At 71.6% G+C, this 18,221-nt stretch carries 21 protein-coding genes and 1 tRNA gene; 13 read left to right on the top strand and 9 right to left on the bottom strand.

Annotated features, from left to right (window positions below; translation table 11 throughout):
* Window positions 1-107: 107 nt before the first annotated feature.
* A complete protein-coding gene (locus AB0D67_RS30030) occupies window positions 108-557 on the bottom strand; it encodes a carboxymuconolactone decarboxylase family protein (protein WP_362943384.1) in 450 nt (149 codons plus the stop codon).
* Between the two features lie 82 nt (window positions 558-639).
* On the opposite strand from AB0D67_RS30030, the gene AB0D67_RS30025 reads away from it, so the two are divergent.
* Both AB0D67_RS30025 and AB0D67_RS30020 read left to right on the top strand, forming a co-directional pair.
* Window positions 640-1,518 carry a sigma-70 family RNA polymerase sigma factor gene (locus AB0D67_RS30025; protein WP_362943381.1) on the top strand — a complete coding sequence of 293 codons (879 nt, stop codon included), beginning with the start codon at window positions 640-642 and terminating at the stop codon, window positions 1,516-1,518.
* A 237-nt stretch (window positions 1,519-1,755) separates the two neighbouring features.
* Window positions 1,756-2,319: a dihydrofolate reductase family protein gene (locus AB0D67_RS30020; protein ID WP_362943378.1), complete on the top strand. Its 564-nt coding sequence runs from the start codon at window positions 1,756-1,758 to the stop codon at window positions 2,317-2,319.
* Between the two features lie 154 nt (window positions 2,320-2,473).
* On the opposite strand, the gene AB0D67_RS30015 is transcribed toward AB0D67_RS30020, so the two are convergent.
* Window positions 2,474-2,563: transfer RNA gene (locus AB0D67_RS30015), tRNA-Ser, on the bottom strand.
* 398 nt (window positions 2,564-2,961) lie between these two features.
* Window positions 2,962-3,522: a YceI family protein gene (locus AB0D67_RS30010; protein WP_362943375.1), complete on the bottom strand. Its 561-nt coding sequence runs from the start codon at window positions 3,520-3,522 to the stop codon at window positions 2,962-2,964.
* A 101-nt stretch (window positions 3,523-3,623) separates the two neighbouring features.
* Here AB0D67_RS30010 and AB0D67_RS30005 point away from each other — a divergent pair, with 101 nt between their 5' ends.
* Complete coding sequence (locus AB0D67_RS30005) at window positions 3,624-4,100, top strand: MarR family transcriptional regulator (protein WP_362943372.1); 477 nt, start codon at window positions 3,624-3,626, stop codon at window positions 4,098-4,100.
* A gap of 80 nt (window positions 4,101-4,180) precedes the next feature.
* Here AB0D67_RS30005 and AB0D67_RS30000 read toward each other — a convergent pair whose 3' ends face one another.
* Window positions 4,181-4,699 (bottom strand): SigE family RNA polymerase sigma factor, encoded by a 519-nt coding sequence (locus tag AB0D67_RS30000; RefSeq protein WP_362943369.1) that lies wholly within the window; start codon window positions 4,697-4,699, stop codon window positions 4,181-4,183.
* Window positions 4,700-5,002: 303 nt separating this feature from the next.
* On the opposite strand from AB0D67_RS30000, the gene AB0D67_RS29995 reads away from it, so the two are divergent.
* Together AB0D67_RS29995 and AB0D67_RS29990 are read left to right on the top strand one after the other, a co-directional pair.
* Window positions 5,003-5,953 carry a hypothetical protein gene (locus AB0D67_RS29995; protein ID WP_362943366.1) on the top strand — a complete coding sequence of 317 codons (951 nt, stop codon included), beginning with the start codon at window positions 5,003-5,005 and terminating at the stop codon, window positions 5,951-5,953.
* Between the two features lie 126 nt (window positions 5,954-6,079).
* Window positions 6,080-6,934, top strand: coding sequence for a MauE/DoxX family redox-associated membrane protein (locus tag AB0D67_RS29990; RefSeq protein WP_362943363.1), 855 nt, complete (start codon window positions 6,080-6,082; stop codon window positions 6,932-6,934).
* 115 nt (window positions 6,935-7,049) lie between these two features.
* On the opposite strand, the gene AB0D67_RS29985 is transcribed toward AB0D67_RS29990, so the two are convergent.
* Entirely contained in the window at window positions 7,050-8,231 is a 1,182-nt protein-coding gene (locus AB0D67_RS29985; RefSeq protein WP_362943360.1) for an AAA family ATPase, read from the bottom strand.
* Window positions 8,232-8,796: 565 nt separating this feature from the next.
* Window positions 8,797-9,165, bottom strand: a complete 369-nt coding sequence (locus AB0D67_RS29980) for a hypothetical protein (RefSeq protein WP_362943357.1) — start codon at window positions 9,163-9,165, stop codon at window positions 8,797-8,799.
* A gap of 1 nt (window position 9,166) precedes the next feature.
* Here AB0D67_RS29980 and AB0D67_RS29975 point away from each other — a divergent pair, with 1 nt between their 5' ends.
* The 3 genes from AB0D67_RS29975 (at window position 9,167) to AB0D67_RS29965 (ending at window position 11,214) form a co-directional block, all read left to right on the top strand.
* The gene (locus tag AB0D67_RS29975) at window positions 9,167-9,631 is read left to right on the top strand and encodes a M15 family metallopeptidase (RefSeq protein ID WP_362943354.1); all 465 of its coding nucleotides are present in this window, start codon (window positions 9,167-9,169) and stop codon (window positions 9,629-9,631) included.
* Window positions 9,632-9,773: 142 nt separating this feature from the next.
* On the top strand, window positions 9,774-10,196 hold the full coding sequence (locus AB0D67_RS29970) for a MarR family transcriptional regulator (RefSeq protein ID WP_362943351.1): 423 nt from the start codon (window positions 9,774-9,776) through the stop codon (window positions 10,194-10,196).
* A 154-nt stretch (window positions 10,197-10,350) separates the two neighbouring features.
* Complete coding sequence (locus AB0D67_RS29965) at window positions 10,351-11,214, top strand: NUDIX domain-containing protein (RefSeq protein ID WP_362943348.1); 864 nt, start codon at window positions 10,351-10,353, stop codon at window positions 11,212-11,214.
* A gap of 171 nt (window positions 11,215-11,385) precedes the next feature.
* On the opposite strand, the gene AB0D67_RS29960 is transcribed toward AB0D67_RS29965, so the two are convergent.
* Window positions 11,386-12,270, bottom strand: coding sequence for a PrsW family glutamic-type intramembrane protease (locus AB0D67_RS29960; RefSeq protein WP_362943345.1), 885 nt, complete (start codon window positions 12,268-12,270; stop codon window positions 11,386-11,388).
* A 52-nt stretch (window positions 12,271-12,322) separates the two neighbouring features.
* A complete protein-coding gene (locus AB0D67_RS29955) occupies window positions 12,323-12,904 on the bottom strand; it encodes a cadmium resistance transporter (RefSeq protein WP_362943342.1) in 582 nt (193 codons plus the stop codon).
* A 130-nt stretch (window positions 12,905-13,034) separates the two neighbouring features.
* On the opposite strand from AB0D67_RS29955, the gene AB0D67_RS29950 reads away from it, so the two are divergent.
* The 3 genes from AB0D67_RS29950 (at window position 13,035) to AB0D67_RS29940 (ending at window position 14,860) form a co-directional block, all read left to right on the top strand.
* Complete coding sequence (locus AB0D67_RS29950) at window positions 13,035-13,943, top strand: hypothetical protein (RefSeq protein ID WP_362943339.1); 909 nt, start codon at window positions 13,035-13,037, stop codon at window positions 13,941-13,943.
* 105 nt (window positions 13,944-14,048) lie between these two features.
* Complete coding sequence (locus AB0D67_RS29945; protein WP_362943336.1) at window positions 14,049-14,471, top strand: hypothetical protein; 423 nt, start codon at window positions 14,049-14,051, stop codon at window positions 14,469-14,471.
* Window positions 14,472-14,473: 2 nt separating this feature from the next.
* Entirely contained in the window at window positions 14,474-14,860 is a 387-nt protein-coding gene (locus AB0D67_RS29940) for a hypothetical protein (protein WP_362943333.1), read from the top strand.
* Between the two features lie 85 nt (window positions 14,861-14,945).
* Here the strand turns inward: AB0D67_RS29940 and AB0D67_RS29935 are convergent, their stop codons facing one another.
* Window positions 14,946-15,896, bottom strand: a complete 951-nt coding sequence (locus AB0D67_RS29935; RefSeq protein WP_362943330.1) for a hypothetical protein — start codon at window positions 15,894-15,896, stop codon at window positions 14,946-14,948.
* Window positions 15,897-16,305: 409 nt separating this feature from the next.
* Here AB0D67_RS29935 and AB0D67_RS29930 point away from each other — a divergent pair, with 409 nt between their 5' ends.
* Together AB0D67_RS29930 and AB0D67_RS29925 are read left to right on the top strand one after the other, a co-directional pair.
* Complete coding sequence (locus AB0D67_RS29930) at window positions 16,306-16,884, top strand: hypothetical protein (RefSeq protein WP_362943327.1); 579 nt, start codon at window positions 16,306-16,308, stop codon at window positions 16,882-16,884.
* Window positions 16,885-17,167: 283 nt separating this feature from the next.
* Window positions 17,168-18,184 (top strand): NAD-dependent epimerase/dehydratase family protein, encoded by a 1,017-nt coding sequence (locus AB0D67_RS29925; protein WP_362943324.1) that lies wholly within the window; start codon window positions 17,168-17,170, stop codon window positions 18,182-18,184.
* Window positions 18,185-18,221 lie beyond the last annotated feature (37 nt).

Raw genomic sequence — 18,221 nt, 5'->3', positions numbered from 1 at the left:
CGTGCCGGCCATCCACTGCTTTTCCACGGCCTCTCACGTGCTCGCCGTACCGCCGCCGTTCCCGGTCCGGGAGGCGCGGTCGCCGGGTGGACGACGCCCCGTCCGGCTCACCAGGTCTTGCCGGCCTGCTCGCGGATCGTACGGTTGATCCGGTTGAAGAAGTTGGTCAGCGCGATCTCCAGATTGATCGCGGACAACTGCTTCTCGTCGAAGTGCGCGGCGGCCGCGTCCCAGATCTCGTCGGTCACGCCCGGCGCGCCGTCCTGGATCCGGGTGGCGGCCTCGGCCAGCGCGAGGGCCGCCCGCTCCGTCTCGGTGAAGAAGGGCGTCTCACGCCAGGCGGCCACGCTGTGCAGCCGCTCGTCCGTCTCTCCCTGCTTCTTGGCCGACGCGACCCCGGCGAAGACGCACGGGCTGCAGCCGTTGATCTGGCTGACCCGCAGGTGTACCAGGCCGAGCACGAGCGGGTCGACGCCCCCGGCGTGAATCGCCTTGTGGAGGCGCTGGATCGCCGTCATCACGTCGGCGTCCGCGCGGCTCTTCATGCGTGCTTCCATTGGCCTTGCTCCCTCATCGGTTACCTGTGCCCGTCCGGGCCCGTCATCCCCATGACGGAGTGGATCCGAGGGAGGTAACGACATGTCCGGCGCCAACCCGGCGGACCCGGTGGACGAGGCGTTCGAGGCCCAGCGCGACCGGCTGCGCGCGGTGGCCCACCGCATGCTCGGATCGCACGCCGACGCCGAGGACGTGGTCCAGGAGGCCTGGCTGCGGCTCCGCCGGCAGGACCCGGCGACCATCCACAACCTCGCCGGCTGGCTGACCACGGTGGTCGGCCGGATCAGCCTCGACGTCCTGCGTTCGCGGCAGGCCCGCCCCGAGGCGTCCTACGACGACCGGTTGCCGGAGCTCGTCGTGACGGCCGACGACGGCCTCGCGCCGGAGGACGACGTGACGCTGGCCGACTCGGTCGGGCTCGCGCTCCTGGTCGTCCTGGAGTCGCTCCGGCCGAGCGAACGGCTGGCGTTCGTGCTGCACGATCTGTTCGCGGTGCCGTTCGACGAGATCGGCCGGATCCTCGGCAGGTCCGCCGACGCCACCAAGATGCTCGCCAGCCGCGCCCGCAGGAAGGTACGGGGGACCGGGCGGCCGGCGTCCGCCGGACGGGAACAGCGCGAGGTGGTCCAGGCGTTCCTGGCGGCGGCCCGCCACGGCGACTTCGAAGGGCTGCTGCGCGTGCTCGACCCCGAGGTGAAGCTGACCGTCGACACCCCCGGCGGTGTGGTCGTCGTCCTCGGCGCCACCCAGGTCGCCGCCGGCGCGCGGCTGCGCCGGCAGCAGGCCGCACGGGGACGGGCGGTGCTCGTCAACGGCCTTCCCGGGTTCGTGTCCTGGTTCGAGGACGGCACCCCACTGTCGGTCATGGCGTTCACCGTCGTCGACGGCCGGATCGCCGACATCGCGGTCGTGGCCGATCCGGCCAGGCTCGCGTCGATGGATCTGCCGGATCCGGGGTGACCCACCGCCGAGACGGTCGCCGCGGGAGGGTCAGGGCCGAGGCGGGACGCGAGCGCGGTGCCTGACCGCGCGACCAGCCGATGGACCGGGCGCCGATGACTTCCGGGCGGCGGTGTCGTCTGAAGCGTCAGCGGCAGGCCACGGACGGCGTGGCCACGCGGGTGCCGCGGTCCGGGGGCGCGCACGTTCCCCGGCGAGCACGGCCCCCGGACGACCCGAGACCATGGAGTTCTGATCATGCGAAAGCTGATTGCGACAGTGTTCAACTACTCCCTCGACGGCCTCCTCGCCGACGAGGGCACCGATTTCTGGAAGTTCTGCTTCGACCTGCCCGAGAACCGTGAGCCCGACGACCCGGCGCAGCTCGACTTCCTCCGGAGCGCGTACGCCCACCTCATGGGCCGCACCGCCTACGAGAGCATCAGCCAGGCCATGACGGCGTCCACCGACCACCCGTTCGCCGACATCCTGAACTCCGGGCGCAAGGTCGTCTTCTCCCGGACCCTGAAGAAGGCCGGCTGGGCCGATACCGTCATCGCCGCCGGTGACACGGCGGAAGAGATCGACAGGCTCAGGCTGGGCGGCGACGGCCACATCGTGGTCTGGGGCGGCGTCGGCCTCTGGCGGTCGCTCATGCGGCTCGATCTGATCGACGAGTTCCAGCTGAGCGTGTTCCCCTACGTCGCGGGCGAGGGCACCCGGCTGTTCGACGGCGACCCCGGGTCCTATCGGCTCGACCTGGTCTCCAGCACCGCCTCCCGCAACGGGATCGTGGACCTGCGGTACCGGCGACACCGCTGACCCGGCGGCGGGACGCGAGCACGCGCATGGGCGCCGCTCTCCGGGGCGACGGGTGACAGGCGGGTGACACAACTGCAACCCGAACCGCAGCTTCAGCGGTGTCCGGGCAACAGAAAGGCCCTCTCCCGGAATCTGGGAGAGGGCCTTTGACCTGCGGAGGCTCGGGGATTTGAACCCCGGATGGGCTGTAGACCCAAACCGCATTAGCAGTGCGGCGCCATAGACCTGACTAGGCGAAGCCTCCTGGTTGCCGTGTGGCTCAGAACAGCGTACCGGCCATCAGGCAGTGCGGCAAAGCGGTTGGCGGGCGAGCCTCCGGGAAGGCCCGGCCCCGCGAAGGATCAATCCCAGGGGAACCGCCCGGGCCCCGGCGAGAGATGGACCGGTCGAATCGTCCACAGCTGTGGAAAACTTGATCCACAGCTGTGGACAGAGGAATGAATCCCCAGCTCAGAACGGATCGGGGGCTGGGGATTCCATCCGACGCGACGTGGGTTCCCGGAGGGTGGACACGGTGCGCCCCTCCGGGATGCGCCCCCTCCGCGGTGCGTTCCCACCGCGGTGCGCCCCCTCGGGAGACCTGACGGGCGCGGCGCCTCTCCCCGGGGAACCGGGCGGGATCGGACGGCCGGCCCGGACGGGTCAGGCCGGGTTGGCCTCGCCCTCGATCTCGATCTTGACCTTCCGGCCGACAAGGACGCCGCCGGTCTCCAGGGCCTGGTTCCAGGTGAGGCCGAACTCCTCACGGTCGATCTCGGTCGAGATGGAGAAGCCCCACACGTCCTGGCCCCACGGGTTGGTGCCGGCGCCGCCGTACTCGACGGTGAGCTCGACCTCCTTGGTGACGTCACGGATGGTGAGGTCGCCGACGACGGTGAACTCGTCGCCGGAGTGGCCGGTCACCCGGGTGCTGCGGAAGGTGATCTCGGGGTACTTCTCGGACTCCAGGAAGTCGCCGCTGCGCAGGTGGACGTCGCGGTCGGCGTTGCCGGTGCCGATGCTCGCGGCCTGGATCGTGAGCTCGGCCGACGACTCCAGGGGGTTCTCGGCGACCGTGACCTTGCCCGTGAAGTCGGTGAAGTTGCCCCGGGTCTTGCTGACCATCATGTGCTTCACGACGAAACCGACGCGGGTGTGCGCGGCGTCGAGAACGAAGGTGCCGGGGGCGGGGAGCTGCAGCCCTTCCCAGGTACGAGTGCTCATGGTCTACTCCCGAGTGGCTATTGCGGCGCGGATGTTTGAGTAAGCATGTTTCTACATGAGGAATATTCATCCCGTCAACTACCTTCGGATACAGTGAGAGCGTGATCCCCTTTGACGACTCCCGCCTCACCGCGATGGGCCTCCTCGCCGAGGTCCACGGCGGACTGGCGGCGAAGACCCGGTCGACCTTCGCGGCGGCGGGGCTGTCGGACATCGACTTCGAGACGCTCCTCCGTCTGGCCCGCTCGCCCGGCGGACGCCTGCGCATGAGCGACCTCGCGGCCCAGACGAACCTCTCCACCAGCGGCATGACCAGGGTCGTCGACCGGTTGGAACGTGACGGCCTGGTCGCCCGGCAGGCGTGCCCGGAGGACCGCCGGGCCTCCTACGCCGCGATCACCGACGCGGGCGCCGAACGGCTCGCCACCGTCGTCCCGCGGCACCTGGACGACATCGAGACCTGGTTCACCGGCCTCCTGCCCCCCGCCCGGCTCGACGCCTTCCTGGACGCGCTCAGGGTCATCCGCGACGCCGTACGGCCCTGCGCCACGGCGGGCGTGGAGGACCACACCGGATAGCCGCCCCGGCGCGCAGACTCCGCCCGGACCGCACGGACCCCGGCCGTACGGCGAAGCCGCCGGCGGGCCCCCGGCGTCGGTCATGACCGCGGCCCGGACCTGCGCTGCTCGGGGATCGTGAGGTCGCCGCGGAGCTTGGCCATCGCCCGCGAGACCGTGCTCTTGACCGTGCCGATGCTGATCCCCAGAGTCTCGGCGATCTCCGGCTCGGTCATGTCCTCGTAGTAGCGCAGCATGATCGCCGCACGCATCCGGGTCGGCAGCCGGCCGAGGGCCTGCTCCACCCGCTCGGGCAGCGGCGCGCGGATGCCCGCGAGGGCCGGCTCGGGGACGTCCTCCGACGGGTACTCCTCCAGCTTGCGCCGGCGCCACCAGGAGATGTTGATATTGATCATCGCCCGCCGCACGTAGCCGTCCAGGGCGCCGCGGTCCTGGATGCGGTCCCAGGCCAGGTAGGTCTGGGCGAGGGCCGCCTGGAGCAGGTCCTCCGCGTCGCTGTGGTGGCCGGTCAGCTGCCGGGCTGCGCGCAGCAGCGCGGGGCCGCGAGCAACGACGTACTCGCGGAACTCCTCATGGTTCCCGCCGGTCACCGCGATCACCAGCCCGCCTGCGGTCAGGGTGCGTGTAGTCGCCAGAATCGCAGCCCGCGCCCCTGATCCGGCTGAACCGGAACCCATGTTTCATACGGTCAACGGCAAAAAACGAGTTCGGCGGGAACCTCGGTGTACTCGTGCGCCGCGCTTGGTTTCATCCCGTTACGGGAGGTAACGCGTTGCATCGAGGATGGGAATTTTGATACCCGGTCGGAGTCCTGCCGGTTCCAGGGGCCGAAGTCGGCGCCCGGCGACCGGCGGTCGTGTGAGGCTAGCTCCGGAAGACCTCACCTGAGCATGGGAGTGGCGATGCCATACCGCAGCGTTGACCGCCGCCGGGTCCTGGCGGCGGCGGCGCTTGGCCGGAGCCTCGACGAGCCGGGCCCCGCCCCGGACGGGGACGGCGTCTTCCAGGCGGTCACCGGAGAACTGCTGGACGTCAGCCCGCACCTGATCCTCATCGAGACCCCCGAGGGACACCACGAGCGGCTCGTCATCGCACCGTGGGCGACCGCCTGGCGCGGCGAGAACGTCGCCCCGGCGGACCTGCCGCGGGGCGCCAACGTGATCATCAGGGCGTTGCGGTCCGGCCGGGTCGTGGACCGGATCTGGGCGGACATCACCCGGATCACCGGGGTGATCCAGACCATCGGAGCCGGGAGCCGGGACCAGACGGTGGAGCTGTACTGCGGGCCGCACCGCGGACGCCGCACGATCGTCGTGCCCTACGGCGCCTCCGGCCGGCTCCGCGTCCGGCACCCGAAGTTCGAGCCGGGCTATCTCTTCGACGCCATCGGCGTGCGGGAGGACGGCGTGGCCAAGGCCCGGCTGCCGGCGACCTCGCAGCCGCCCTACCGGTGGACGGCGGTGCCCAAGCCTCCGCCCGGTTACGGCGCCACGCAGTCACGCATCTCCGGCACCGCCACCTGGTCGGACGCCTTCGACTACGCGGAGCGCGGCGTGGCCTATCCCATGCTGGAGCGTTCCGACGCCGACTGCCATGACACGGGAGTGTCGTGCACCGGGCTGCCCTACCTGGCGCTGGGCTCGGCGCTCACCGTGCGCAACGTGTGCGCCGGCCGTACCTCGGTCCTGCCGCTGGTGGCGTGCGGCTGCATGGCCGGGAGGTTCTGCGACCGGTGCCTGGAGTGCGGCACCTCCCCGCGCGGCCGGATCGCGGAGCTGTCGGCCACCTCCTTCGTGGAGCTCGGCGGCGACCTGACCAAGGGGTGCTTCAACGCGCGGATCGGACTGGGATGACGCCGTGATGACATGGACACCGACCCGGACCACGGTGACGCCGGGATCCGGGATCGCCGGGATCCGGAGGGACGCCGGGCCTCAGGAGGACACCGGGCTTCAGGAGGACACCGGGGTGACGCCGTGATGACGTGGACGCTGACGATGATCGCCGTGGCGCAGCTGCCGGTGCTGTGCGTCCTGCTGGCGGCGGGCGCGCTCGCCAAGCTGTGGACGGCCAGAGGCGACGCCGAACCGGGCGCGCTGGGCAGGCTCGGGCCAGCGGTGCTGGTGCCCGACCGCTGGCGGGCGCCCGCCATGCTCGTCTGCGCGGCCGGGGAGGCCGCCCTGCTGACCGGCCTGCTGGCGAGCGGGCACGCGGCGTTCCGCTGGGCGACGGCCGGGTTCTTCGCGATGTCCACCTACGTCCTGTGGGAGCTGCGGCGGCAGCGCCCCGACGTGGGGTGCGGCTGTTTCGGCGAGGTCAGCGCCGCGCCGGTGGGACTGCGCTCGCTGGGCCGGACGACGGTGCTGACCGCCATGGCCGCCGGGACGGTCTGGGCCCCGCCGGTCTCCGGCTGGTCGCTGCTGACCGCCATGACGTGGCCGGACGCGCTGGCCGCGGCCGGAGGGCTGGTGGTGCTGGCCGCGCTGTCCCCCGAGATCGAGGAGGCGACCGCCCGGATCCGGCACCGCGCCCCCTGTGAGCAGCGGCCGATGCCCGCGGAGCAGGCGCTCCACCGGCTGCGGACCAGCACGGTCTGGCGGGCCCACGAGCGGCTGCTGGCCTCCGGCGAGCCGGTCGACAGCTGGCGGGAGCTGTGCTGGCGGTTCTTCGTCTATCCGGGGCGCAGCCGTACGGACGAGCCGGTGGACGTGGTCTTCGCGGTCTATCTGAGCGGGAGGCACCCGGCGGTGCGGATGGCGCTGGTGGACGCCGCCGGGCAGACGGTCGACATCGGAACTCTGACGGAATCTAGCCCTGTATCGGCACGTGGTTAGAGAACCCTAGATTTTTCTAGGGCGCGGTCGATGGAGGTCTATACGGCTCTCTAGCTTCCCCACTAGAGAGCCGTATAGGGGTCTAGGACCCGCCTTGAGTATATCGAACACATGTTCAGACGGGTTGGGAACGCAGGAACTTTCCGAAATGCGGCACGGTGAACGCGATCAGACCGCGCTCGGCGCTGTAGATCAGGCCCTTCTTGATGAGGCTGTCACGGGCCGGGGAGAGACTGGACGGCTTGCGGCCCAGGCCCTCGGCGACCTCGGCCGTGGCGACCGGCTCGTCGCCGATCGCGGCCATCGCGTGCATGTAGTCGCGCTCGGCGGGGGTGGCGCGTTCGTACCGGCTGCCGAAGAAGCCGACCGCGAGCTCCGCCTCGGCCTCCGGCGCGGAGACCTTGATGTCGTCGGCGGTGATCGGGCTGCGCAGCGCCACGTCCCAGGCGACCTTGCCGTACGCCTGGACGAAGTACGGGTAGCCGTCGGCCGCCTCGTAGAGGGCGTCGAGCGCCTCCTGGGTGAACTCCACCCCCTCGTCCTCGGCCGGGGCGATGAGCGCCTGGTCGGCCGCCTGGCGGTCGAGCCGGTCGATCCGCGCGTAGCGGAAGAGCCGCTCGGAGTAACTCTTGCTGGCCGACAGCACGCTGGGCAGGTGCGGCAGGCCTGCGCCGACCACGATCAGCGGGCCGCCGCTCTGGGAGAGCTCGTGGCAGGCCACGCAGAGCGCCGAGACGTCCGGCGGCTGGACGTCCTGCATCTCGTCGATGAACAGGGCGATGCCGACGCCCAGATCGGTGGCGACCCCGGCGGCGTCGACGAACAGCTCGGTGAGGTCGATCTCCAGGTCGCCGGAGTCGGCCCGGCCCCGGGCGGCGGGCACGTCGATCCCGGGCGACCAGTGCGAGGTGCCCTTGGCCGCGGTCGGGTCGCGCATCGCGAACGCCTTGAGCACGCCGAGGAACTCCTCGATGCGGTCGGGGGCGCGATGCCGGGGCGCCAACTCCCGGATCGCCAGGTGCAGGGCGGCGGCCACCGGGCGCCTGATCGACTGGTCGGGCCGGGCCTCGATCTTCCCGGTGCCCCACAGCCGCTGCATGGCCATCGATTTGAAGGTGTTGAGGAGGACGGTCTTGCCGACGCCGCGCAGGCCGGTGATGACCATGCTGCGCTCCGGGCGGCCGCGGGCCACCCGTTCCAGGACGATCTCGAACTGCTGCAGCTCACGGTCGCGCCCGGCGAGCTCCGGGGGGCGTTGCCCCGCACCGGGGGCGTAGGGATTGCGCACGGGGTCCACGCTCTCGGACTTTATGACGGGATATAGCGGCCGACGTAGATTTCCGTAGAAAGAGCTACGGCGTGTCGCGCGGCGGCGGGCGGCGGGCCGCCGGATCGGGGTGCGGGTCACCGGCGGCGTCGCGAGCATGGCCATGACGCACCCCTCCCACCTGGGCGAACGCCATCCGAGTGAGCGTCCGAACCCGTGTTCGATCCAGTGCCTCCGACTGTAGCGCCCCTTCGAACACAGGAACGAGGTTTTCCACGGAAAGGCTCGGCCAAGAAGTACGGCGGGCCCGTCCGGGCCTCCGGAACCGGCCCTCATCGCAGGTACGGCGGGCCCGTCCGGGCCTCCGAGACCGGCCCCCATCGCAGGCACGGCGGATCCCCCCGGACATCCTGGACCGGACCCCGCCACAGGCGGAGCGGGTCCTCCGCCCGGACGCCCCGCGACCAGGCCCCGTCGCGGGCACGGCGGATCCGCCCGCAGTCCCGCGACCGGACCCCGCCACGACGGCCGCCCACCTCGTGTAGCAGGCTGGCCACATCGGAAACCTCGACGTCTCACCTCGATACGGGGGCGATCAGATGCCAACCACCCGGTCCGTCGTCCGCGTCCGGGCGACCGGCGCCGTCCGCGTCCGGGCGGCCGTCGCCGTGACCGCCGGCTGCCTCCTGGCGGCCTCGTGCGGCACGTCCGACACACCGCCGTCGGGCTCTCCGACGCCAGGTTCGTCGTCCACCACGCCCGAGCAGGTCGCCGTGAGCCCGACGCCGGCTCCGAGCGCGACTCCGGGTGAGAGCGCCCCGGCGAGCGAGAGCCCTTCGGCGAGCCCGAGCCCGACCGGCCCGCCGGAGTTCTCGGCGAAGGTCTCGAAGGTGACCCGCGACCAGCTGCCCCACTCCTGGCGGCCGGGCTGCCCGGTCCCGGTCGGCGACCTGCGGATGGTCACGATGACCTACTGGGGCTTCGACGACAAGCCGCACACCGGCAGGCTCGTGGTGCACGAGAGCGTCACGGACGACATCGTCACGGTCTTCAAGCGCCTGTACGGCTGGCGGTGGCCGATCTACAAGATGGTGCCCGTGGACGCCTACAAGGGCGACGACTTCGACTCGATCGACGCCGACAACACCTCGGCCTTCAACTGCCGCCCGGCGACCGGGTCCAGCAGCTGGTCCCAGCACGCCTACGGCAAGGCCATCGACATCAACCCGCGCGAGAACCCCTACATATACGGGAACGGCTCGGTGGCGCACAAGAACGCCCGCAGGTTCGTCAAGCGCCCGCTGGACGAGCCCGGGGTGATCAACCCGGGCGACCGGGTGGTCAAGGCGTTCCAGCGGCTCGGCTGGGAGTGGGGCGGCTACTGGAGCGGACCCAGGGACCTCCAGCACTTCAGCAAGGGCGGCGGCTGAGGCCGTCCCCGCCGCCGCGAAGACGCCCGGGGTGAAGAGGCGGACCCGGGCCGTGCCGTACTCGCTCCTCGTTTCTTATTTGCATATGCATATTCTGTTTATGCATGTAGGGTGTCGCCAACGCTGAGGAGGGAGCGGCCCGATGACGATCGACGACGACGTGTGGATCGGGGTGGTGCGGCTGCACGCACGGGTGGAGCACGAGCTGTCCGCCGCGCTCCAGCGCCACGGGCTCGGCCTGTCCGAGTACCGGGCGCTGTGCCGCCTGTCCACCGCGCACGACGGCGAACTGCGCATGCAGGAGCTGGCCGACCTGCTCGGGCTGAACCAGAGCTCGGTCACCCGGCTCGTCGGACGACTGGAGGGCGCCGGGCTCACCAGGCGAAACCTGTGCGCCAAGGACCGGCGCGGGGTCTACACGGTGATCACCGAGGAGGGCCGGTCGCGCCGGGACGCGGCGAGCGGCACGTACGTGGAGACGCTGACCGCCGCCCTCGACCGGGCCTCCGCCGCCGGACTCGGGCTCACGGTCGCCGCCCTGCGCGCCGCCGTGCAGCCCGCCTGACGCCCCGCGAGCCCGCACGGTCCGGCGTGTCCCGGTGTCCCGGGCCGACCGGGACGCCCCGTGAGCCCGCACGGTCCCGGTGTCCCGGCGCTCCCGGTGTCCCCGGGCCGGGACCGGAGCGACGGGCATCCCCCACCTGGGGCATCATGGACCCATGGCTGCGGGTGACGGCGACGGGTGGGCCCGGTGCGACCTCGGTCACCGTCACTGGGGTCTGCACCACGCGGCCGGCCTGCTCGCCGTCCACCACGACGATGACGGGACGCCCCGGATCCTGATGCAGAAGCGTGCCGCGTGGAGTCATCAGGGCGGCACCTGGGCGCTGCCCGGCGGCGCCCTCGACAGCCACGAGGATCCCGTCCGGGGCGCGCTCCGCGAGGCTCACGAGGAGGCCGGCCTGACCGGCGACGGCCTCCGCGTACAGGGCCTGTACCTCGACGACCACGGCGGCTGGTCCTTCGCGACCGTCATCGCCGAGGCGTCCGGGCTGCTGGAGGCGTTCCCCGCCAACGGCGAGAGCGTCGCACTGCGCTGGTTCACCCCCGAGACGATCCCCTCCGGGAACCTGCATCCCGGCTTCGCGGCGACCTGGCCCGAGATCAGGCGGGCGCTCGCACCGCTCACGGTCGTCCTCGACGTCGCCAACATCGTCGGCGCCCGCGCCGAGCACGGATGGTGGAGGGACCGCGCCGGGGCCGCCGCGAAGCTGGCCTCGGAGGTCGCCGCGCTCGGCACGTGCGGGGTGCGGGACGTGCCCGCGCCCCTGCCGCCCCTGGAGCGGTGGTTCCCCCGCTTCGTCATGGTCGTCGAGGGAGCCGCCCGCGGCGTCGCGCCCGTCCACGGGGTGACGGTCGTCGCCGCCCCGGGGAGCGGCGACGACGCCATCGTGCGGGCCGTACGGGAGGTCCCCCGCTGGCGGCGCGTCCTGGTCGTCACCGCCGACCGGGAGCTGCGCGGGCGCGTCACCGCGGAGGGGGCCCTGGTCACCGGCCCCCGCTGGCTGCTGTCCCGGCTCTGACCCGGCTCCGATCCGGCTCCGATCCGGCTCGGACCCACTACGATCCGGCTCCGGCCCGCTCCCGGCTCGACCCGCTACGACGCGCTACGACGCGCTACGACGCGCTACGACGCGGCCGGACGCGCCGATGCTCCACCCGGCGCACGGCGCGGCCGGACGGCGGTGGCGCGGTCAGGCGGGCCGGGCCGGTGGCGCTCCGGCCGGAGGCTGCAGGCCCGGCGGCTGCAGGCCCGGCGGCGCGGTGATCCGTACGGCGGGCACCGAGGCGCCGGCCGGCACCCGCGGGACCAGGTCGCCGGTGGCCCGGTGGAACAGCCAGTAGCTCACCGCCGCGACCACCGGGAAGAGCAGCCGGACGGCCGGCGGGACATCGAGGACGAGCAGGCCGTCGTTGATCGAGTGCAGCGTCGCGGCGACCGTGAACGCGCAGGCGATGGTGACGGTGACGACGACCCGCCCCACGAGGTGCCAGACCTCGAAGGCGACCGCGCACACCATCCCGGTCCAGACGAGGTGCCCGAAGGGGGTGGTGAGACCTCGGGTGAACAGCACCATGCCCGCCCCGACGGCGCTGTCCTTCTCGACGTTCTTCCAGGCGTAGGACATGGACTCCATGACGGCGAAGCCGGTCGCGCACGACAGGCCCAGCGCCACCCCCGCCGCCTTGGTGAGGTGGCGGCCGGTGAGCGCGAGCGCGAGGATCGGGACGAGTTTGGCCGGCTCCTCGATCCAGCCGACCCGCAGGATGTCCAGGCTCGCGCCGTCGGGGATCAGGAGGGAGTCGAAGTATCCGCCGAGCAGCAGGGCGACGCCTCCGCCGAACAGGAACATCCCCACCAGCGTGACCCCCGGGACGCTGGTGCCGATTCCGGTGCGGTCGTGGATGGCGACGAGCAGGGCCATCGGTCCCGCCGCGGCGCCGTAGAAGAAGGCGGCGGGCCTGACCGCGTGGTTGCCGACCGCTTCCATCATGATGATGAGCGCGGCCGACAGGGCCGTCATGGCGAGCCACACCTTGAACCAACGGTGCCGGTGAAACCGCAGATGCTGTCGCATGTGAAGTAATTCCCCGAGTGGAATGTCCTAAATTCGGATGGTTAGTCCATCTTTAGGGAATCATGGACTGAGCCACGATGGCCGCGCCGATCACCATGAAGACCACCGGAACGAGCCACCTGCCCGACCGCTCCACCAGGGCGATGACCTTCCGATGCGACCCGAGCCACGACGCCGCCGCGCACCAGACCGCCACCAGGACCGCGAACACGGCGACGGTGACGGCGACGGCGCCCGGCCCGATCGTCCGGAACAGCGGGGCGTAGACCGAGGCGTTGTCGGCGCCGTTGGCGACGGTCACCCCGGCGACCGCGAGCGGGCCGGAGGCGATCGGCTCGGGGTCGCCGCCGTCACCGTCCTTCCTACGCAGTCGGACGAGTCCCCGGACCCCCATGCCGAACGGCACCAGCCCGAGCAGTCCCACCCACCGGTCGGGCACCACGGTGAGGCCGAGCGCCGCCACCGCGGAGACCGCGACCAGCGCGGCGATGCCGGCGTACTGGCCCGCGACGATGTGCCGGGGACGGAGCGCGCCACCCGCCCGGGAGGTCAGGAACAGCACCGTCAGGATGACGATGTCGTCGATGTTGGTCCCCGCGAAGACGGCCGCGGCCGCACCGATCGTCTCACCCACCGGCGCATTATTCAGCCCCTGCGGTTCACCCGCCGACCCGTTCGCCGGTTTCGCCCGATTCCCCGGACGGATGACCGGGACGGGGTACGATCGCGTCCGTCCGCTTTCCCCTCCCCTCCGGAGACCTCACGTGGGCCACCCCCCGCGGTACGGCCGGCCCTCGGACGAGACGGGCCGGGGACTCGCGGTGATCGTGCTCCTGGCGGTCGGCCTGGTGATCGGCGCCGTCGTCACCATGGTGACGGTGCTCGACCCGCCCGCCCCGGTGCGGAGCGCCTCGGCCACCGGCGGGGCCGCGCACTCCGAGGAGGAGGTCCGCCGGAACGTCCAGCCCATCCTCGACGCCTACGCCAGCGGCTCCTACGGCGACTTCTGGGACCTGTGGAGCACCGGGGCCAAGGATCTGATCGAGCGCGAGGACTACATCCGGCTGTTCCGGCTGTGCCCGCCGCTCACGGACGACGCCCCGTCCGGCGACCCCTCCTCCGCCGGTCTGCCGCCGGGCGCCGCGTTCACGATCGGCTCCGTCGAGGTCCACGGCGACGACGCCACGGTCCGGGCGGTCCGGTCCGGCACCACGACGGGTTTCGGGTTCCGCTTCGAGGAGGGCTCGTGGCGGTACGCGCCGTCACCGCAGGAGCGGGAGGAGTACCGGACGAAGACGGCCGACCAGATCGCGCGGGAACGGCAGGGCGCGGGGCTGTGCGGCGCCGCCGTACCGGACCCGGCCGATCCGGCGAGCCCGGCGGATCCGTCCCCGGGACCCGCGCCCGATTCCTCCCCGGACCCCGCGGACCCGTCCACCGGCCCCTCCACGGATCCGGGGGATCCCCCCTCCGGCCCTCCCACGAACGGTTCCTCCTCGAACGCCCCCTCTTCGGATCCGGGGGGACCGTCCTCCGGACCTTCCTCGGATCCGGCGGGTCCCCCCTCCGGGCCCTCCTCGAACAACGGACCTTCCTCGGACGGCGGCCCCTCCTCCGATCCGTCGGCGCCGCCGTCCGATCCCACCTCCGCGCCGCCCGCCCAGGAGTCCTGACATCCCGCCGAGGTGACCGGCACTGCCCCTTTTGTCCCGACGGCCGGCCATCGGGCTGGAAGGAGAGTACTGCCATCAGGAGGTTTCACAGCTAATGTCAGATGTATGGCCCATCCCCTACCGGACTGGCAAAACGGCAAAAGCCCGGATACGCCAAAACCCGACGACCAGGATGTAACCATGCAGGAGTCGCAGCCCGTCCCTCTGTGGCTGGCGCATCTTCACCACAGAAAGGTGCAACAAAGAGTAATTCCCCCAGACCCCAACACCTCTATCACGATAGAGCTGGATAAAGCAGCTTATGAGGCGCTTTCTCATAAAGCGCGGGCGACCGGCAGCAGGATCTCGGATGTGATCAACGCCGCCCTGCAGCGCGAGATCGGCAACAAGCCGCAGGTGATCACGTTGATGCAGCGCTGGAACCTCCACCGTGAGGACCTCGACCGGGCCGCCGACGCCCTGGGCGTCGAGCAGTTGACCGAGACCGAGTGGGGACAGATCGGCATCCGGCGAGTACGGAGGGGCTGAGCATGCTGCCTGGACGCGTCCTCGACGTCAGCGCCCTGATCGAGATCGCGGTGGCGAAGACCGAGTACTCGCGGAGCATCGCCGCCATGTGCCTGTTCCGCGGCGGCGGGATATGCATCCCCGCCACCAGCCTCGCGGCCGTGCTGTCGATCTCTCCGATATCCACCCAGGTCGAGCTGTTCGAGCTGGTCACGACGCCCGGCGTGGTGGTCGACGACTTCACCTACGGAAAGGTGGGCGATATCGCGGAGATCCTCGACGGTTCACGGGACATCACCGCCGGGCACGCCGTCTGGTGCGCCCGGAACACCAAGTGGCCCATCCTGACCGACCGCGGCGAGGAGCTCTCCCAGTACGACCAGCACATCATGATCGACCCCCTGCCCTGAGGACGCATCGATCCCTGCCCCGGAGCGGGCACGGCACCGGCGCCACCGGCACCCCTCCGCCGTGCCGCCGCGATGCCGGGGCGCGTCACCCGTCGAGGACGCCGCGGCGGCGTGACCGCAGCCCGATGCCCGCGGTGAGGGTCAGCAGGAAGCCGGCCACCACGAACGTCCGCGCGTCGGGGCCGGCCTCGCCGCCGCCTCCGGTCGCGGCGGCTCCGAACGGGGTCTCGTCCACCCCTCCGTCCGGCTCCACCGCTTCCTCGGCCACGGCCGTCACCGGATCCGGGGTGCCCGAACCGGAGTCCGCCGGTTCGTCGACCGTGGTCACCGTGACGGTGGGGGTGGGCTCGGGCGTCGGGTCCGGGGTTCGGGTCGGGTCCGGGGTCGGGGTGGCCTGAGGGGGATCGGTCGGATCCGGAGTCGAGGTCGGGTCGGCCGGCTGCCCGTTCCCCGAGGCGACGGGGAGGGAGTAGGTCTTCAGCGCGTCGCCGTTCAGCACGTCGCACATGATGAACGGGCTGTTGGACACGGTCCCGAAGTTGATGGCTCCCGGCTTCACCGTCGCGGTGCCCGCGTTCCTCGGCGTGGTCTTGAGGGAGACCCACCCCTCCGGCAGCTGAAGGGCCTGGTCAGCCCTGAGGGCACCGAGGCCCTCCGTCCCGGTGGCGGAGGTGAGGTTCTCGATCCCGCTGATGGAGGCGTACGCGTACAGCCTGGTCCCGGCGGGCAGTCCCACGGGGGGCACCCTCAGCACACCGGTTTCGTCGGCGTAGGTGCCGCGCCATCGGATGGTCGTCTGCACATTCACCCTGGCGTCGGACGGCATCTCCATCTCGACCCTGACCCTGACGTCCTGCTTCTCACCGCTGGGAGCGACTTCGCACCGGTATGAGACGACGTCGGTGGCCAGGACCGCGGCCTGCCGTACCTCGGAGACCGTCCGCCGCGCCTCGGGGGCCGCGGCGTGCGCCGGTGGGCAGAGCAGGACCAGGCCGCCGGCCACGGCGACGGCCGAGAGAGCGGGACGGATGCGCAAGACATCTCCTGTGGTGACGGGGGGACACAGGAGAGACGAGGCATGGGGACGTCCGGTTGACAGCGCCGAGCCCTTTTCATCCCACTGATATCAGCGGAGAAGTCCGAAAGGCCCTTCGAGCGATCGTTCATCGGAATGCCGACGGTAACCCCCGCGGTGGACCCGCGATCCCCCTGCGGAGGGACGACCCGATGAAGCGGCGCCGGACACCATGTGACCCGTCCCCCGCGACGGCCTCCGGCACTCGCGGGCGGCAGGGGGGCTGAATCGGCGCCGGGAACGGGGATGGCGCACCGCCGATCACGCATGCCGGGTCCTCACGTCCCGTGGCGACGGCGCGGGCCGTGGGATCCGGACGCCCTCCGTCGTGCGCCGGACGACGACAGACCACTGAGCAAGAGGACATGAGATGCCCAAGAAGGTTCTGCCCACCACGATGGCGGCGGCCGCTCTGGCCGCCCTGACCGTGCTTCCCGCGGTCCCCGCGGCGGCGGCGGCCACCGCGGAGGTGACGATCCGCGTCGATCGCTCGTACACCGAGACCATTCAGGAATGGCGTGGCATCCCCTTCACCTGCCCGACCAACCAGGTGCTGACCGGCCGCATGCACACCGGCGACGAGAACGGCCCCACCACCTACTACTGCAGCTGGATCCTGGTCAACGGCGAGCAGGCCCAGGTGCTGCTCGGAGACTGGAACACCGGCCAGCGGGAGAGCCGGTCGAACTTCGTCGCCCCGCCCGACCAGGCCATCGCCGGCAGGTGGCACACCGGCGACGAGAACGGCACCACGAAGTACCGCACCGCCGCGATCTACTGGCAGGGCAGGCAGGTGCGGCTCACCTCCCCGGTGTCGAGCGGCTGTGCGAAGGAGAGCAACTGCTACTCGGAGGCGGGCGCCGGCCGGGTCATGACCGGCCGCTCGCACACCGGCGACGAGAACGGCTCCACCACCTACCGGTACTCCTTGGTCACGTTCGAGGGCTGAGGTCTCCCGCCCGCCCCGGAATCACCTCCCGCGGGCCGATCCGCCGGGCCGGGGCGGGCGCACCGTCCCGGCCCGGTGTTCCCCGGCGACCGATCGGCCCCGTTCACCGGGCGGGAAGCCGTCGCCGTCCACCGGGAACCGGGAGGCGAGAACAGGAGGCCGAGGGATGTCCCCGGCGTGTCGTTCTCCGTCCGCGGGGGCACCCGCCTCTTCCGATCCGTTGACAGCCCGACTCTTCGCCGGTTACGGTCTGGACCGTAAATCGAAGAAGAGGAGACCGGGCGTGCGGACGACGGCGGAACTCGAGGAGCGGCTGGCGCGGCCGGGCGCCGGGCTCGTGGAGGATCTGGGCGGGCTCGACGGCGACATCCTGATCCTGGGCGCCGGGGGCAAGCTGGGGCCGAGCCTGGTGCGGCTGGCGCTCAACGCCGGCCGGGCCGCGGGAAGCGGGCGGCGGGTCATCGCCGTGTCACGCTTCTCCGAGCCGGGGCTCGCCGATGCGCTCGCCGCGGAGGGGGTGACGGTGGTGCCCGCCGACGTGGCCGACGAGCGGGCGCTGCGCGACCTGCCGGACGCCGAGAACGTCGTCTTCCTCGTCGGCGCCAAGTTCGGCACCCAGGGACGCGAGCACACCACCTGGTTCACCAACACGTACCTGCCCGGCCGGGTCGCCGACCGGTTCCGGGGCAGCAGGATCGCCGCCCTGTCCACCGGGAACGTCTACCCGCTCGTCCCCGTCACCGGTGGCGGCAGCACGGAGGACTCGCCGGAGGGCCCGGTGGGCGAGTACGCGATGAGCTGCCTGGGCCGCGAGCGGGTGCTGACGCACTTCTCCGAGACCCACGGCACGCCGATGTCGCTGATCCGCCTCAACTACGCGGTCGAACTGCGCTACGGCGTGCTCGTCGACCTGGCGCAGCGGATCCTGGCGGGCGAGCCCGTCGACCTGGCGACCGGGCAGGTCAACGTGGTCTGGCAGGGATACGCCAACGAGGTCGTGCTCCGGTCGCTGTCGCTGGCCTCCGCGCCGCCGTACGTGCTGAACGTGACCGGGCCCGAGACGATCTCCGTACGGCAGGCCGCGCTGGCCCTCGGCGCGGCGCTGGGCAGGGAGCCCGTCTTCACCGGGGAGGAGGCGCCGACCGCGCTGCTGTCGAACGCGGGGCGCTGCCACCGGTTGTTCGGCTACCCGGAGCTGACCCCGGCCGAGCTCATCGAGCACACGGCGCGGTGGGTGGCGGACGGCGGGCCGCTGCTCGGCAAACCCACCAAGTTCGAGCGCCGCGACGGGCGCTTCTGACCCGCATGCCATCTCAACCGTTCGAAGGGGGCCCTCA

Source organism: Streptosporangium sp. NPDC048047, assembly GCF_040653115.1.
Lineage (GTDB): Bacteria > Actinomycetota > Actinomycetes > Streptosporangiales > Streptosporangiaceae > Streptosporangium.
Note: the sequence above shows the minus strand (reverse complement) of the source record. Positions and strands in the feature narration are given on the sequence as shown.